This is a genomic window from Escherichia sp. WS3063 (genome assembly GCF_046486595.1).
GTDB classification, from domain to species: Bacteria; Pseudomonadota; Gammaproteobacteria; order Enterobacterales; family Enterobacteriaceae; genus Escherichia; species Escherichia coli.
In genome coordinates this window covers 1-16,752 of the sequence record NZ_JBJQKY010000021.1, presented here as the reverse complement: position 1 = coordinate 16,752, position 16,752 = coordinate 1, and the positions used below count along the sequence as shown (strand labels likewise).

The following is a 16,752-nucleotide window of genomic DNA, read 5'->3' as shown; positions in this document are numbered from 1 at the left end:
AACGGCACCTTAATAATCAACCCAATGAATACAAACGACGAATAAATAGTATTTATTAATGATTACGATAAGGTCAGAGACTACACAGAAGCGCCACAATGCCTTTTGTCGATTTAAGGCGACCGGACAAGGCTTCTTCTTAATATATTCATAAATTAAATATCATTCACAATAAAAACAAAAAAACTCAAACTCATTATTTAAATCAATGTTCAATATCACACCAATGAAAATACTATCTCATTTATCTTTTATGCCTATATAATCCACCGCATTATTGTCATTTTATTTTTGATATCCAATTTTTTCGTGGTGTATATGTCTAATAAAATCTTTACGCATTCCCTACCTATGCGCTATGCCGATTTTCCAACGCTGGTTGATGCTTTGGACTACGCCGCTCTGAGTAGCGCTGGAATGAATTTTTATGACAGACGTTGCCAACTTGAAGATCAACTGGAATATCAGACGTTAAAAGCGCGTGCCGAAGCTGGTGCGAAGCGACTGCTATCGCTAAACCTGAAAAAAGGCGATCGCGTGGCGCTGATTGCCGAAACCAGTAGCGGGTTCGTAGAGGCTTTTTTTGCCTGCCAGTATGCCGGCTTAGTCGCCGTCCCGTTGGCGATTCCCATGGGCGTCGGTCAGCGGGATTCCTGGAGCGCCAAGCTGCAGGGTTTACTGGCAAGTTGCCAACCAGCCGCGATAATCACTGGTGATGAGTGGTTGCCACTGGTCAATGCCGCGACGCATAACAACAACCCCGAATTACATGTTTTAAGCCACGCCTGGTTTAAGGCATTACCGGAAGCCGATGTTGCGCTCCAGCGTCCAGTTCCGAACGATATCGCCTACCTCCAGTACACCTCCGGCAGCACCCGTTTTCCCCGTGGCGTTATCATTACTCACCGCGAAGTGATGGCTAATCTACGTGCTATAAGCCACGATGGCATTAAATTACGCCCTGGCGACCGCTGCGTCTCCTGGCTGCCTTTCTACCATGATATGGGACTGGTCGGCTTTCTCCTGACCCCCGTCGCCACGCAACTCTCAGTAGATTATTTGCGCACTCAGGATTTTGCCATGCGTCCTCTGCAATGGCTTAAATTGATCAGTAAAAATCGCGGCACCGTTTCCGTTGCGCCGCCGTTTGGCTATGAATTGTGCCAGCGCCGCGTGAATGAAAAAGATCTCGCTGAACTGGATCTTTCCTGCTGGCGCGTCGCTGGTATTGGTGCAGAACCCATCTCCGCAGAACAACTCCATCAATTCGCTGAATGTTTCCGTCAGGTCAACTTTGACGATAAAACTTTCATGCCGTGCTACGGACTGGCAGAAAATGCGCTGGCTGTCAGCTTCTCTGATGAAGCCTGCGGGGTTGTGGTTAACGAAGTGGATCGCGACATCCTCGAATACCACGGTAAAGCCGTCGCGCCGGGTGCTGAAACACGCGCCGTATCGACTTTCGTCAACTGCGGTAAAGCGTTGCCGGAACATGGCATTGAAATCCGCAATGAAGCAGGTATACCTGTCGCGGAACGTGTGGTAGGCCATATTTGCATCTCCGGTCCCAGTCTGATGAGCGGTTACTTTGGCGACCAGGTTTCGCAAGACGAGATTGCCGCGACGGGCTGGTTAGACACCGGCGACCTCGGTTATCTGCTGGACGGTTATCTGTATGTCACCGGACGCATTAAAGATCTGATTATTATTCGTGGCCGTAATATCTGGCCGCAGGATATTGAATACATTGCGGAACAGGAACCGGAAATTCATTCTGGCGATGCGATTGCTTTTGTTACCGCCCAGGAAAAAATCATTTTGCAGATCCAGTGTCGGATCAGCGACGAAGAACGTCGCGGGCAGCTTATCCACGCGCTGGCAGCTCGGATCCAAAGCGAATTTGGCGTTACCGCGGATATCGATCTGTTGCCGCCCCACAGTATTCCCCGAACATCCTCCGGCAAGCCTGCCCGTGCGGAAGCGAAAAAACGTTATCAGAAGGCTTATGCTGCCAGTCTTCATGTGCAGGAATCCCTGGCATGAATCAAACTGTCGCGGTGACGGGCGCTACCGGGTTTATCGGTAAATATATTATCGATAACCTGCTCGCCCGCGGCTTTCACGTTCGCGCATTGACGCGTACTGCCCGCGCTCACGTCAATGATAATCTCACCTGGGTGCGCGGTTCGCTGGAAGATACTCATTCACTTAGCGAGCTGGTTGCCGGAGCCAGCGTAGTGGTCCATTGCGCCGGGCAAGTGCGCGGGCACAAAGAAGAGATTTTCACCCGCTGTAACGTTGACGGCAGCCTGCGCCTGATGCAAGCAGCAAAAGAGAGCGGCTTTTGCCAACGTTTTCTGTTTATCTCTTCGCTGGCGGCGCGCCATCCCGAGCTCTCCTGGTATGCAAAATCCAAATACGTCGCCGAGCAACGACTGGCAGCAATGGCGGACGAAATTACGCTGGGCGTTTTTCGCCCGACAGCCGTGTATGGTCCCGGCGATAAAGAGTTAAAACCGCTGTTTGACTGGATGCTGCGCGGCCTGCTGCCACGACTTGGTGCGCCAGATACACAGCTCTCTTTTCTGCACGTCACCGATTTCGCGCAAGCAGTGGGTCAGTGGTTAAGCGCCGAAACTATACAGACGCAAACCTATGAATTATGCGATGGCGTCGTCGGCGGCTATGACTGGCAACGCGTACAGCAACTTGCCGCCGACGCCCGTTGCGGTTCCGTGCGAATGGTTGGCATTCCTCTGCCGGTACTCACCGGCCTTGCGGATATCAGTACCGCGTTGAGTCGCCTGGCAGGTAAAGAACCTATGCTGACCCGCTCGAAAATTCGTGAATTAACCCACGCCGACTGGTCGGCAAGTAATAACCGTATTTCTGAAGATATTAATTGGTTTCCCGGGATTAGCCTGGAACACGCATTACGCAACGGGCTATTTTGATTGTCTTGTTTAAAGGTGTGTTAACGTTTCTATGGTAAATCGTGAAATAGTAATGGATTACATCCTTTCCTGTTTACAGGATTTGGTCGAAAACGGTGTGGAAATTAAGCCCGACAGCGATCTCGTCAACGATCTTGGCCTGGAGTCGATCAAAGTGATGGATCTCTTAATGATGCTGGAAGACAGATTCGATATTTCCATTCCTATTAATATTCTGCTGGATGTCAAAACCCCTGCGCAATTAATGGAAACTCTACTTCCATGGCTGGAGAATAAATAATGGGGCTATACGATAAATATGCGCGCCTTGCTGGCGAGCGACTGCAATTTAGTGACAACGGGTTAACACCGTTTGGCACCTGTATTGATGAAGTGTATTCCGCCACCGAAGGCCGGATCGGCAATAAAAAAGTGATTCTGGCCGGGACCAATAATTATCTCGGTTTAACCTTTAATCATGATGCCATCAGCGAAGGTCAGGCCGCGTTAGCGGCCCAAGGTACCGGCACCACCGGTTCTCGTATGGCAAACGGCAGTTATGCGCCGCACCTGGCGTTAGAGAAAGAGATTGCCGAGTTTTTCAATCGCCCTACCGCTATCGTTTTTTCAACCGGTTATACCGCTAATTTAGGCGTCATCAGCGCACTTGCCGACCATAACGCCGTGGTGTTACTGGATGCCGACAGCCACGCCAGTATTTATGACGCCTGTTCTCTCGGTGGCGCGGAAATTATTCGTTTCCGCCATAACGATGCTAAAGATCTGGAACGGCGCATGGTTCGCCTCGGTGAACGGGCGAAAGAGGCGATTATCATCGTTGAGGGTATCTACAGCATGCTCGGTGACGTTGCGCCGTTAGCGGAAATTGTTGATATCAAACGTCGTCTCGGTGGTTATTTGATTGTCGATGAAGCGCATTCGTTTGGCGTGTTAGGCGCAACGGGGCGCGGACTGGCTGAAGCTGTCGGCGTTGAAGATGATGTGGATATTATCGTTGGCACCTTCAGTAAAAGTCTGGCCTCGATTGGCGGTTTTGCTGTCGGTTCGGAAGCGATGGAAGTGCTGCGCTACGGCAGCCGCCCGTATATTTTTACCGCCTCTCCTTCTCCGTCCTGCATTGCGACCGTGCGCTCGTCGTTAAGAACTATTGCCACACAACCAGAGCTGCGGCAAAAGCTGATGGATAATGCCAACCATCTGTATGACGGTCTGCAAAAACTGGGTTATGAGTTAAGTTCACATATTAGCCCGGTAGTGCCGGTAATAATCGGTTCGAAAGAGGACGGTTTACGCATCTGGCGCGAGCTTATTTCGCTGGGCGTTTATGTGAATCTTATCCTGCCACCTGCCGCGCCTGCAGGCATCACGCTGCTGCGCTGTAGCGTAAACGCTGCTCACAGTCGTGAGCAAATCGATGCCATCATTCAGGCATTTGCTACTCTGAAGCAGTAATGTGAGCCCGCCGTGGTGTTGCGCCACGGCGGGTTTAATGTTGTCTGTCATACCAATACACCAGGCTCAACGCCACCAGCACAAACGCTATCGGTAAACCGAGCGCGGTAACAGGTGCGCTCAACGCAAATAGCAATCCCAGATTGACCATGATTTGATAGCTGATCCAGGTGAGTAAGCCAACGATGACACCTACAGCGAGACGGCTACCCATCCCTGGCGAGCGCGGGGCGCTAAAGGTAAACGGCACAGCCAGCAAAATCATCGCCAGGGTCAGGATGGGTTGCCCCAGTTTTTCCCACAGTGCAAGGCGGTATTCGCTGCTGGGTTGCCCGGTTTCCTGCAAATAATGGATGTAATGATTAAGCTGACGGACAGAAAAAGTATTGCCCGGCATTGATAACTCTTCAAGATCCATACTGGTGAAGGCCGATTGCCAGGCAAGATTATCTAATGTTTCCAGCGTTTCTTTGCCATTCAGCCATTTTTTATGATTCACACCATGCAGGATCCACGTTTTGTCGTCTTCAATGGTGGCACTGCGTGCATAAATGTAGGATTCGAGCGAGAGATCGTCGCGATAATGAAAAATCTCCACGCCCACCGGCTGGCCCTGCTCGTTCAGCGATTTCACCGTCACAAATTCATTACCACGCCTGGCCCACAGCATATTGCCGGTAATGTCATCGTCCTCCCCCAACGCGGTGGCGGTCGATTTGATTTGCAACGCCTGTTGCTGTAATGGCGACGCTACCCACTCATCTATCGCGCCTAACGAAACAGTCCACAATATCCCTGTAACCAGCGCCACCAGTGCAATACGGAAGATAGAAAACCCCATGCTGCGAATGGCGGTAAGCTCACTGTTTTTCGATAACTGCCCCAGGCCGACAATCCCTCCCAATAAGGCGATAAATGGCGAAAGTTCGACCAGTGTGCGCGGTAAGGTCATTAGCACCACCAGCACCGCCTGAGTCCAGCGATAACCGCCCGGGCTGACATCATCCAGTTCGTTAATCAGGTTGAAGGTGGTAAAAAGCGGCAGCAATAGCCCTGCGGCGGCGGCAAAACCGAGAAAGAGATGACGGATTAAATAGCGGCTGAAAACATTCATCGGGAAAATTTCTGCAGCAAAGAGAAGTCGCGTGCGACCAGCATCAGCAGGCCCATTAGCATGAGTCCGGGTACTAACCACAAACCAGGAATGAGGGGAATCGCGCCGTTAGCCACCAGCGTACGGCAGACGTCACCGCCATAAAAAATGGCAATAAACAGCAACGTCAGTGGCAATAACGTTGAAAATCGCCCTTGCCGCGGTTTTACCCGACTTAATGAAATGGCCAGCAGCGCCATCAACAATGCGGTCAGGCCACGGCTTTGCCGCCATTGCAGTTCGGCATGATCGGCTGGAAAGACGGAGCGCGCCAGCTCCGTGACCGATTTCGCTTTGCGTTTGACGTTAGGGCTTTGATCCAGCGGATTCAGATGTAATTGCAGATTACGGTAGATCTGTTCGTTGTCATCACGCCCCTGATGATCGATAAGATAGGCAGTGCCGTTGTGCAACATAACGGTCGGTTTCTCGGGTGATGGGTCAATCACATCAACCGAACGGGCGCGGAAAATGCGGGTTCGATTGGCAGTAGAAGTATAAATCAGCGCGTCAGTCAGGCGATTATTATCCTGATCAACCGTCTGCGAAAGGATCATTCGTCCGTTATCGTTAGTGTTAAATTTCTTTGCCCGCAACTGGCGAACATCCAGCTCCGACTGCGACTGCTGCTCCAGTTGATAAATCTGCGCATAAGCCCACGGACGACCATACATCGACAGAAGGGTGACAAAAATACTTAGCGGTATCGCCAGATAAAGAACGGCTTTGTACAAGCGTCCCGGACTGCCCCCCGCCGCAGAGATAGCGGTAATTTCCGAGTCGGTATACATCTGCCCTAGCGTCACGCCAACTGACACATACAGACCAACAGGTAACAACATCTCCAGTGCAATCAGTACTTTGTAGAAAACGATATCCAGCACAACATCAAGAGCTAATGTCCCATTTGCCGCTTCGGTCAGATAACGCTGTGCGGAGTAGCTGGCGAAAATAAAGATCAGAAAACCGACGATAATCAGCACCAGACGGCGCGTACCACGCATGATGTAGTGTTCAACCAGCTTCATCTCACTAACGCCCTCAATCCTTTGAGTTTTTTATTCATTGATCAGTTTCTGCGCCAACGCAATGACATGATCTACCTCTTCCGGCGTCAGGCTGCCGTCCTTTGCCCACTGAATTTGCCCGGCTTTATTCAGCACCAGAATGGTTGAACTCTGCTCCGGCAAGCGCCAGGCAACGCGTCCCTGTCCATTGCCGTCAATAACGAATTGCGCCCACGGATAGCGGCGTTTATTTTTTTCGATTTTGCCAACAACAAAATAGCCAGTACCAAAGATGGCATCATCGGTGTTCACAATGGTGGTGGGCTGAAAACGATCCTGCGGAAAGTTTGCCGCTTCAACCGCTTTAATTAACAGTGAGTTCTTTTTCTTCGCCGACTTACGCCCGGCGATATACTGAATAATGCGGACTTTTCCCGCTAATTGTGTGCTGTTCCACTTTTGGTAGTGAATTTCGTCGTCGCTATTCAGAAGCAGCTCGCCGCCTTCCTGGATATAAACAGGGGTAACCGTTTTGCCAGTGACGAAATTGTGTGCCTGCACACCCGGGGCTAAGAGCATGATAATCAACGCAATAATCAAACGAGATGACATCATTGCTCCGGCTATAGCGGAAAACGCGAAATCAGCAGCTCTAAGCGCTGACGAATATCGCTATCCAGCGCCACCGGTGCATCATACGACTGGCGGTTTTCCATATCATCCGCCACCATGTCGTCGTGTTTATCTCCCATCAGGCCATTAATGGCGGCGAGGAAGCGGGATATCTGTAACGCCTCTTTATTTTCAGGATCAAGCGATCTTAAGGTGTCGTAATAAGAAACCTGCTGGCTGATGATTTTTCGCACATCATGAAATTCCCTACCGGTTAGTCGCGGTTTGGCAATAATCTCTTTCAGGGTATGCATTTGCTTTTGCCGATAGGCAATAAAACTGCTTACGCTTTCTAACTGGCTATGGCGTAATGAATAGTTCACCAACGACCAGACCGGAGAGCTTAAATAAATCCGTAACAGGTTGCCGTAATACGACACAATATTTTTCTTACCGTTACGAAAGCCGTCCTGAAAACGCCCCAGAAAAACGGTCGTTTTGCCGAATAAAAATCCGGCCTGATGCTTCTTTAAATACAGCCGTTGCGCAAAACGCAGGTGCTTGTAGCGCGCTCGCATGTATTTAAATTGTTTGCGCTCATCAGCAGTCAGCTCATCGCCTTTGGCTTGTTTGCGAACTAAACGCAGTAACTCCTGACGATCAACGCCATTGAGCCAGAATTGCAGGCATAACGCGTAATTATCATGAATGATTTCGGTGGTACAACTTAGTGCAATAGTCGGCGGCAAACTAACCTGTGCATCAACGACATCATCTTCTTCAATCGCAACAAATAGACGCTCGCTCGCCTCAAGCGGGAAATATTTTCTCATCATCAGGATTTCTCTCCGGCTGCGTTATAAAGCAAGGAATGGCGCTGAAAAAATGCCTTTAAGGTTGGAATTAACGAGAGCGCCACGTCCAGACATTGCCCACCGAAGTAAGCAAACGCTGCTCCCAGCACACCAAACAGATGACAGAACATGAACAGCAATACGATGTAGCCGATTGAGGCGATGGTTTGCGCCACGAGAAAAGCGCGCTGTTTTCCCGCCATCAATAGCAATGACTCCTGAGGGAAGCCCAGCATCGAAATCACAATTGCGCCCAGCATCACCTGAATCAGGTCATACGCTTCGAGATACTTAACGCCAAACACCAGCGAAATGAGCGGCTTGCCGACGATCAACACCGCGAGCGCCACCAGAATACCGATTCCGCCCGCCAGTAAACCGGACTTCACACCTAACAACCACGGTCTGGTGGTGCGCGGATCTAAACGCATCACCTCTGGGTAAAAACTTTTACCCAGCAAACCCGCTGGCGTTCCGGCGGCGTCGAAGAATGTCATGGCGATTTTAAATAACCCGGCGGCAGCGGGTCCTAACACGATCCCCACCAACACTGTGCTGCACGAGTTACGCGCCGACCAGATGGAGTGGGCAATGTTGGTTGACCAGACAAAACTCCACGCGCCTTTAATGTGTCGGGCAGACTCAAACAGATTCAATTTGAAGGCGTTATGGATATTTCGGCGGCGTAATTCGCGCGCGGCAAACCACCAGTACATGGTGCCGCCAACCAGATTCGACACGTACCAGGCAATAACAAAACCCGCAAAACCAAAGTCAAAATACCAGGCTACGACGCTCCCCGCTGCGCGCAGAAAAGGTTTCGTCGCCTGCTGTACAGCAATTAAATCGAAGCGATCTACCGCACGCAGAATGCCGGTCGGCGTGGAGGAAGCCATTGAAGGAATGAGCGTGCAATAGAGCGCTGCCAGCCAAAAACTTTGGTCATCCAGACCTAATGAATGGGAAAGGAATGGCAGTAAGGCAATGCCACCGACAATCGCCACCGCGCCGCTGACGATATCCAGCGAGAAGGAAAATGAGACGACATTGCGGAATTGCTGCGGATTATTGTTGGTTAATGCTGGTGTTCCGTACTGAACCACCAGTTGCCATGTCTGAAACTTAATAAAATCGCTGATCGACTTGGCGTACGATTGCACAATCACCAGTACGCCAAACATGGCGGGCGTCATCCCTTTACCGGCACACGAGAGCGCCAACAGACCCAGCAAGGCGCTCACGACATTACTGGAGCCTAACCAGGCGCTATTGCGAATAATGGTGCGAAACGCGCCATCTGCAAACCAATGTTTGATGTTAAAACCCGCCAATTCAGCCTGACCTTATCGTTGATAGTAAAAAGTATCCCGCCAGCCTTAAGTTAAACTTCGGCGGTCAGAAACGATGGCAACCAGAGAAACCGCCTTCTGTGCCTGTTCCAGCACTTCGCTGTAGGGCGCTCTGGAATCAATCTCAAGAATTTTTGTGCCGTTATAGCCAATCTTCGACATGACACCGATTTTGTCCTGCAGCTCGGCATAGTCATGGTCAGGCTTGCGGGAGATGGCAGTCTCAATATCAATGCCCAGGCGAATAATTAATTCCGGGCGATATTGCGCCATTTGTTGGTATAAACGCCGTTCGCGCTGCGCCAGAAACATGCTGATTTTCCCGGTCGCACGTTCGACGCCAATCCCCGGTCCATCATAATAAAAGCCCGAAATTTCAGCCTGCGGGAAGCGATCGCTGACCACCAGAACGCCACTTTGCGCCAGTCGCTGAACCTTGCGTAGATTCGCCATTCTTCGCAGCGAGAAGCAGTACATAATCACCGCCGCCCATAGCGCCGGAGATTTGGTTTTCATGCTTTGGGTTTTCGAGGATTTGGCCGCCAGTCGCCGTTCCAGCCAGACGCCAACCAACGGCAATCGTTTGATTTTGTCGCCGTCTTCGCCGGAGAGCAGCCCCAGATAGCGCCGCTCGGTTTGCCAGTGTTGTTGCAGCGATTTCACCAGGTCGGTGGTCAGTGTGGATTTACCGGTGCCATCACACCCGACCACCGCAATCAGCCCCGGAATGTAGTTGGGCTGCGGCGCGGTTGTACTATTAACAGTTTGAGTTTGTAGTGCATCCATTCGTTAAATCATCCCCTATCCATTTTGGTGATCAGGAAAGCGCGGCGTGAATTGCGCGTTGTGACGCTTGCAGAATTTCATCGGCGGGGTGTCGCCCATCCAGTTCAAGGATCTTTGCGCCATTGAATGTCAGTTGCGGCGTAACGGCGATTTTTTCCTGTAACGCTGCCAGTTGGTGGTCAGGTTTACGCGCAAACGCGGTTTGTTCATCAATGCCAAGACGAATCAACAATACGGGCAAATAAGATGCCATCCATTGGTACAGCTTCAGCTCGCGCTGCCTTAACATTTTTATCCAACCGTTACCGCCCGTGGTTTTTGCCAATTGCGGGCCATCAAAGCGAAACCCCGGCACTTCAACCTGCGGGTAGCGGTCGGTGATGAGCAGAAAGCCTTGCTGGCTTTTACACAACATTTTGCGAAACTTGTACGCCCGCCAGCAGGAAAGCAGATAGATAACCAGTGCAGTAATATTGCCAGGCGGTGTTGAGGGCTTTTCGTGCACATGTGCCGCTTTACTTCGCAGATAACGCCCAAAAGGTGCGCCAATAACAGGGAGCTGTGAAATCCATTCGCCAATTCGCCCGGACGATTGCCCGAGATAAATGTGTTCTGTTGGCATTCTTGCTGCCAGTTCATTTACCAGGCTTGCCGTGAGGGTCGATTTACCTGAACCATCACATCCTACAATGGCAATAACACGCACTGGCGTGGAATTAATTATTGACATATTACGCTGATTCACGAAAAACCCGGCAGTAAATAATGTATTGAATATTACGTGGTCCGTGCTCAGAATATCCGTTCAACCTTATTGTGACAATGGTTAATTGTGACATTGACCTGAATTACGCTTTCATAAAAACATATTAACCAAATAAATATTTTTAATGGATATTTAAATTAAAGGATATATTCATGCAGTCAATAACACCTCCATTAATTGCCGTTATTGGTAGCGATGGTTCAGGCAAGTCAACGGTGTGTGAACATCTTATTACCGTTGTCGAAAAATATGGTGCTGCCGAAAGAGTTCATTTAGGAAAACAGGCCGGAAATGTCGGTCGTGCAGTGACAAAATTACCGTTGATGGGAAAATCCTTACATAAAACAATTGAACGAAATCAGGTGAAAACAGCAAAAAAATTGCCTGGACCAGTTCCGGCGCTGGTAATTACAGCGTTTGTCGCCCGTCGCTTACTGCGCTTTCGTCATATGCTTGCCTGTCGTCGTCGCGGGTTAATTGTTCTAACCGACCGTTATCCTCAGGACCAAATTCCTGGCGCTTACGATGGTACGGTGTTCCCACCTAACGTTGAAGGTGGTCGTTTTGTCTCATGGCTGGCAAGCCAGGAACGTAAAGCGTTTCACTGGATGGCGAGCCATAAGCCTGATCTGGTCATCAAACTCAATGTTGACCTTGAAGTTGCCTGTGCACGTAAACCCGACCATAAACGGGAATCGCTGGCGAGGAAGATTGCCATAACGCCACAGTTAACCTTTGGTGGTGCACAACTGGTTGATATCGATGCCAATCAGCCACTGGAACAGGTGTTGGTTGATGCAGAAAAAGCGATTACGGATTTTATGACCGCGCGTGGTTATCACTAGTCAAAAATGGAAATGCCCGATCGCCAGGACCGGGCATTTTCAGGAAGGTTAAATCAACTGCAATGCTATCCAGTACAGCCCACCAGAAAGAAAAATTGCCGCCGGTAAAGTAAATACCCACGCCATCAGGATGCTGGTTACCGTTTTACGCTGTAACCCACCGCCGTCCACCACCATCGTCCCTGCAACTGCAGACGAGAGGACGTGTGTTGTGGAGACGGGCATCCCAATATAACTGGCAAGACCGATAGACACTGCCGCCGTCATTTGTGCCGCCATGCCTTGCGCATACGTCATGCCGCGCTTACCAATCTTCTCACCGATGGTCATCGCTACACGACGCCAGCCAATCATGGTGCCAATGCCGAGCGCCAGTGCTACCGCCATGATGATCCACACCGGAGCGTACTCAATGGTGCTTAACATATCGCTGCGAAGTTTTTTCAGCAGGTTCTGGTCTTCTTTACTGACGCCTGGCAGTTTCGCTAGCTTCGCGGAGGTATCAGAGATGCACAGCATAATGCGGCGCAGCTGGCTGCGCTGACTCACGCTTAACGGCTCGTAACTTTCCATATTGCCTGGCAGCATCGTTTTAACGCGCGCAATAGCATCAAAGGTATTTGCCGGATGACAGTGAAACTCTGTTACTTGCGTGCCATCAGTCGATGCTGCAGGCAATGGAGGTTCCATCGCAATCAACTTCTGCGGCAGTTCAGGATGCTGTTGCAGGTAGTGTTCGAAGTTGGTAACGGCATCGCGGGTACGGGTAATTTCATAGCCGGACGCATTCATATTGACGACGAAGCCAGCAGGGGCAATCCCCACCAGTACCAGCATTACCAGGCCGATCCCTTTTTGTCCGTCGTTCGCGCCGTGCGAAAACGCCACGCCCGCAGCGGAAACAATCAGCGCAATACGCGTCCAGAATGGCGGTTTACGTTTGCCTTTTTTCTTTTTGCGATCTTCCGGAATGCGGTGAATACGGTCACGCTTTTTCGTCCCGCTCCAGTAGCGTCGCAGCAGGAATATCAGGCCTCCCGCAATGACCAGGCCGACGATAGGGGAAACAATCAGCGAGGAGAAAATTTTGGTCACTTCACGCAGGTTTAACGCATCCATCACCGATGAGCCGGTTAACAGCGCGTTGGTTAAACCGATGCCGATAATCGCACCAATCAAGGTGTGCGAACTGGAGGCCGGTAAACCGAAGAACCACGTTCCCAGGTTCCAGATAATCGCCGCCAGCAGCATGGAAAAGACCATCGCCAGGCCGTGGGTTGACCCCATATTCAGCAACAAATCGGTTGGCAACATATGGACAATGGCATAGGCAACGCTAAGTCCGCCCAATAACACGCCAAAAAAGTTAAAAAATGCCGCCATCACCACAGCAAGTTGTGGTTGCATGGCACGAGTATAAATAACGGCTGCCACCGCATTCGCCGTGTCATGAAAACCATTGATTGCTTCGTAGAACAACACAAATGCCAGAGCAAGCAATAACAAAAGCCCTGTGTATATATCAAGGCCAACAAATAAATTTAGCATATATTAGATTACGCCATTTTGAATTTACGAACGGACGCATTATCAGTGACTTTAACGGCATGGGCAAAGTGAAATATCATTTTTTAACGATAAAAAGAGTGTTATTTCTTGTGTATCAGACAATAAGCATTCATTCAAAACCTTTAGAAATAATCAAAACACAGGTATTCCACTGGTTAATATATTCACATATGAAATGAATAAATATTGGAATATATAAATATTGAATATTTTGATTAATCCCCGTACTGATTATTCTTCATAATCAGTACGGGGTTGCTACAACATGTATTACTTTTTCACCACAATTAACGGTTCAATATCACTCTCTTTTTTGATGACCAGTGATTCATCACCGCGCAAACACGTCCCACCGTAGTTGCCGCCAACGGTGAAGGTACATACCTGAATGTATTTACCGTCCACTTTCGGCAAACACCACAGTTGCTGATAGATGTTTTTCTGCTCGGCAAATTTACCGCTGGTTTTGTCCAGCACCTCTTCATGATGGCTGACGAGGTCGATATTGCTGCCACAGCGACCGGCGATCGGTTTCACTGCGTAACCTGTTTTCACCAGTTCATCATTAACAGTGAAATCGGTATCCAGCAGGTAACGATGGTGCGGGAACAGCGACCAGAGGATCGGCAGAATCGCTTTGTTGCCGGGGATCACCGTCCACAGCGGCTCAAAGACCAGCACTTCCGGGCGCAGCAATACGTCGATAAGACGCACTTCGTTTTGCGGATGACCGGTACGGATTGGCACCGCAGCAAACTCACGGTCGCTAACTTCACGAATCTGATCAAACGCGGTTTCCCACGCCCAGGTTTTCCACACGCAGTTAACCAGTCGCCCTTCCCCATCAATCAGTTGCCCGGCAGCATCCCAGCCCAGTTCATCCAATCCACGCAAGATACGCGTTTCAAAGCCCGCCTGGTGCAGCGCCTGCTCCATAAACTGCGCGTGATAGTTTTCCTCGATATCTTTGTCCTGCATGATATGGACAAACGGACGTGCACGACTGTGTTTCCAGGCACCAGCCAATTCGTTAATCAGCCCTTCCGCCGGATTGAAGCCGTTGCCTTTATAGCCCTGCTCCGCCCAACGTTCGAGGATCAAGCCCGCTTCGGTATGACAGGAGGCGGAGTCGGCGTTGTACTCGTAAACCTTCAGGCCACGCTCATCCATGCAGAAATCCATACGACCAGTGATCATATGGTGACGGCGACGCTGCCAGGAGAGACGCAAACGTGGCCAGAGGATTTTCGGGATGTCGAACAGCGCCAGCAGGTTGTCATCTTTCAGCACCTTGTCGGTTGCGTGAAGATACATCAGGTGCAGCTCGTTGGTGGCTTTAATTAGCTCCTGCTCGGCACTCTCGGTAATGGTGTAGTAATGATAAGGATCCTGATTGATCACCTGACCGTTGGCCTGCACATAGGCGTTTTGCAGCGGATCTTTTTCATCCAGCCATTTACCGTCAAACTGGCCTTTGTTTTCCAGGCGCGCTCCGCTGATTTTCAGCAGCTCGCCTGCAATTTCCGGCTGCGGTAAGCTGTATTCAGTATCTTCCGTCTGGATCATCCAGCCCAGAATGGTGGTGTCATCAAAAGTGTCTTTCAGGGTATAGCAGCCGTTTTCGACCACCATCTCCAGCTCGCGCGTCCACTGTTGCCCTTGCGGCAACGGGGAATGAATCACGTTCTGTTCCGCAATACGGACTTTGTTGCCATGCAATTGGGTAATGATGGCGACATGGCCAGTGTCTTTAAATTCACCGCCTTTATCCCAGATAAGAAGCGCACCCGCGACCGGCGCACGCGGCGAGCCGTTAGGAAATGCCTGCAATGGCAGGATGTTGTCATTAACCACTTCTCGCAGGAAGCGCAGCGAGAAAATCTCCCACGCCATACCCACGTCAGTAAAGACCACACCGTAATTCAGAAAGAGAAAACGGCGAGCAAATTCAACGCATTGCCACTTGTGGCCCATATATTCGTCGTCGATATAGCTACGGAATACGGCGTCATCTTCGTATTCCTGCGGATCGAGAGAACTGTAATCTGAAGAGTAGATTGCTACCCCACCTGGGGCGTAGCCCAATAATGTCCCGAACGGGGCATCCTGGCTGGTCGTTCCTTTGCTCATCACTTTACCTTTAACAATACAACCTAAGCAGTTGGCGTAATTGTTGTGCTCTGATTACCTGCTCAGCGACATTAACCGGACAGAGGTCAGACTAATCATACACCTCATCGCAGCGGCTGGCGCAAAGGGTTAAAAAATTCACATTCTGTACAGCAAGTGACCTGCTACACTGCTTCAACACTACCACTCAGAAGGCAACTCACTATGACAGACAATACTTATCAGCCCGCGAAAGTCTGGACGTGGGATAAATCCGCTGGCGGCGCGTTCGCCAATATCAATCGCCCGGTTTCTGGTCCGACGCATGAAAAAACGCTGCCCGTTGGCAAACACCCATTGCAACTTTATTCGCTGGGAACGCCGAACGGTCAGAAAGTAACGATTATGCTTGAGGAGCTGCTGGCGCTGGGCGTTACTGGTGCAGAGTACGACGCCTGGCTGATTCGTATTGGCGATGGCGATCAATTCTCCAGCGGCTTTGTCGAAGTGAACCCAAACTCGAAGATCCCGGCGCTGCGCGATCATACGCATAATCCGCCGATCCGCGTGTTTGAATCTGGTTCGATCCTGCTTTATCTGGCGGAGAAATTTGGCTACTTCCTGCCGCAGGATTTGGCAAAGCGTACTGAAACGATGAACTGGCTGTTCTGGTTACAGGGCGCGGCACCGTTCCTCGGCGGTGGTTTTGGTCACTTTTACCATTACGCACCGGTAAAGATTGAGTACGCCATCAACCGCTTTACCATGGAAGCCAAACGTCTGCTCGACGTGCTGGATAAGCAACTGGCGCAGCATAAGTTTGTTGCGGGCGATGAGTACACCATTGCGGATATGGCGATTTGGCCGTGGTTTGGCAACGTGGTGTTAGGTGGTGTGTATGATGCCGCTGAGTTTCTTGATGCGGGCAGTTATAAGCATGTACAACGCTGGGCGAAAGAAGTAGGCGAACGTCCGGCGGTGAAACGTGGGCGTATTGTTAACCGCACCAACGGACCGCTGAATGAGCAGTTGCATGAGCGCCATGACGCCAGTGATTTCGAGACGAATACGGAAGATAAGCGTCAGGGGTAAGGGTTGGTGTTCGTCGCAGCAAGCCATCCAGGCCGGATAAGGCGTTCACGCCGCATCCGGCAATCGTGCACAATGCCTGATGCGACGCTGCCGCGTCTTATCAGGCCTTGTATTATCCCTCCTGTGCAGAGAAAATCGGCCAGTTTTCTCTGCCTGCAGTCCGCATGCCGTATCGGGCCTTAGGTTTTCAACCTGTTGCGTAGA

The 16,752-nt window shown here is 50.5% G+C and carries 15 protein-coding genes; 6 read left to right on the top strand and 9 right to left on the bottom strand.

Translation table 11 applies throughout. From position 1 onward, the window contains the following. Nucleotides 1–318: 318 nt before the first annotated feature. From ACJHYW_RS18315 to spt, 4 genes are read left to right on the top strand one after another with little or no spacing between them, the layout of a single operon-like run. A complete protein-coding gene (locus tag ACJHYW_RS18315) occupies nucleotides 319–2,043 on the top strand; it encodes a fatty acyl-AMP ligase (RefSeq protein WP_022646114.1) in 1,725 nt (574 codons plus the stop codon). Beyond that, nucleotides 2,040–2,954, top strand: a complete 915-nt coding sequence (locus ACJHYW_RS18310) for an NAD-dependent epimerase/dehydratase family protein (RefSeq protein ID WP_001077167.1) — start codon at nucleotides 2,040–2,042, stop codon at nucleotides 2,952–2,954. Before ACJHYW_RS18315 ends, ACJHYW_RS18310 begins: the two co-directional genes overlap by 4 nt. A 31-nt stretch (nucleotides 2,955–2,985) precedes the next feature. After that, on the top strand, nucleotides 2,986–3,234 hold the full coding sequence (locus tag ACJHYW_RS18305) for an acyl carrier protein (protein ID WP_000248097.1): 249 nt from the start codon (nucleotides 2,986–2,988) through the stop codon (nucleotides 3,232–3,234). Continuing rightward, on the top strand, nucleotides 3,234–4,406 hold the full coding sequence (gene spt / locus ACJHYW_RS18300) for a serine palmitoyltransferase (protein WP_000524970.1): 1,173 nt from the start codon (nucleotides 3,234–3,236) through the stop codon (nucleotides 4,404–4,406). Before ACJHYW_RS18305 ends, spt begins: the two co-directional genes overlap by 1 nt. A gap of 34 nt (nucleotides 4,407–4,440) precedes the next feature. Here spt and lptG read toward each other — a convergent pair whose 3' ends face one another. Genes lptG through ACJHYW_RS18265 form a run of 7 tightly spaced genes read right to left on the bottom strand, consistent with a single transcriptional unit; the run spans nucleotide 4,441 to nucleotide 10,912 of the window. Continuing rightward, complete coding sequence (gene lptG / locus ACJHYW_RS18295) at nucleotides 4,441–5,520, bottom strand: LPS export ABC transporter permease LptG (protein WP_001542364.1); 1,080 nt, start codon at nucleotides 5,518–5,520, stop codon at nucleotides 4,441–4,443. Then, the gene (gene lptF / locus ACJHYW_RS18290) at nucleotides 5,517–6,587 is read right to left on the bottom strand and encodes an LPS export ABC transporter permease LptF (RefSeq protein ID WP_001542365.1); all 1,071 of its coding nucleotides are present in this window, start codon (nucleotides 6,585–6,587) and stop codon (nucleotides 5,517–5,519) included. Before lptF ends, lptG begins: the two co-directional genes overlap by 4 nt. 30 nt (nucleotides 6,588–6,617) lie before the next feature. Then, a complete protein-coding gene (locus ACJHYW_RS18285; RefSeq protein WP_001298770.1) occupies nucleotides 6,618–7,178 on the bottom strand; it encodes a YtfJ family protein in 561 nt (186 codons plus the stop codon). Nucleotides 7,179–7,189: 11 nt separating this feature from the next. Then, a complete protein-coding gene (locus ACJHYW_RS18280; RefSeq protein ID WP_000984978.1) occupies nucleotides 7,190–8,014 on the bottom strand; it encodes a hypothetical protein in 825 nt (274 codons plus the stop codon). After that, on the bottom strand, nucleotides 8,014–9,363 hold the full coding sequence (locus tag ACJHYW_RS18275; protein ID WP_000896885.1) for a lipopolysaccharide biosynthesis protein: 1,350 nt from the start codon (nucleotides 9,361–9,363) through the stop codon (nucleotides 8,014–8,016). The genes ACJHYW_RS18280 and ACJHYW_RS18275 overlap by 1 nt, the downstream gene beginning before the upstream one ends. A gap of 45 nt (nucleotides 9,364–9,408) precedes the next feature. Further along, nucleotides 9,409–10,167, bottom strand: a complete 759-nt coding sequence (locus ACJHYW_RS18270) for an ATP-binding protein (RefSeq protein ID WP_000339531.1) — start codon at nucleotides 10,165–10,167, stop codon at nucleotides 9,409–9,411. A 31-nt stretch (nucleotides 10,168–10,198) separates the two neighbouring features. After that, on the bottom strand, nucleotides 10,199–10,912 hold the full coding sequence (locus ACJHYW_RS18265) for a dTMP kinase (RefSeq protein WP_024176318.1): 714 nt from the start codon (nucleotides 10,910–10,912) through the stop codon (nucleotides 10,199–10,201). A 173-nt stretch (nucleotides 10,913–11,085) separates the two neighbouring features. Between ACJHYW_RS18265 and ACJHYW_RS18260 the strand changes: the two genes are divergently transcribed. After that, nucleotides 11,086–11,778, top strand: coding sequence for a dTMP kinase (locus ACJHYW_RS18260; protein ID WP_001190781.1), 693 nt, complete (start codon nucleotides 11,086–11,088; stop codon nucleotides 11,776–11,778). Nucleotides 11,779–11,826: 48 nt separating this feature from the next. Here the strand turns inward: ACJHYW_RS18260 and pitB are convergent, their stop codons facing one another. Both pitB and gss read right to left on the bottom strand, forming a co-directional pair. Continuing rightward, nucleotides 11,827–13,326 carry an inorganic phosphate transporter PitB gene (gene pitB, locus ACJHYW_RS18255; protein ID WP_000933250.1) on the bottom strand — a complete coding sequence of 500 codons (1,500 nt, stop codon included), beginning with the start codon at nucleotides 13,324–13,326 and terminating at the stop codon, nucleotides 11,827–11,829. A gap of 291 nt (nucleotides 13,327–13,617) precedes the next feature. Then, a complete protein-coding gene (gss, locus tag ACJHYW_RS18250) occupies nucleotides 13,618–15,477 on the bottom strand; it encodes a bifunctional glutathionylspermidine amidase/synthase (RefSeq protein ID WP_001297309.1) in 1,860 nt (619 codons plus the stop codon). 204 nt (nucleotides 15,478–15,681) lie between these two features. Between gss and yghU the strand changes: the two genes are divergently transcribed. Continuing rightward, entirely contained in the window at nucleotides 15,682–16,548 is an 867-nt protein-coding gene (yghU, locus tag ACJHYW_RS18245; protein WP_001295515.1) for a glutathione-dependent disulfide-bond oxidoreductase, read from the top strand. Nucleotides 16,549–16,752: the final 204 nt, after the last annotated feature.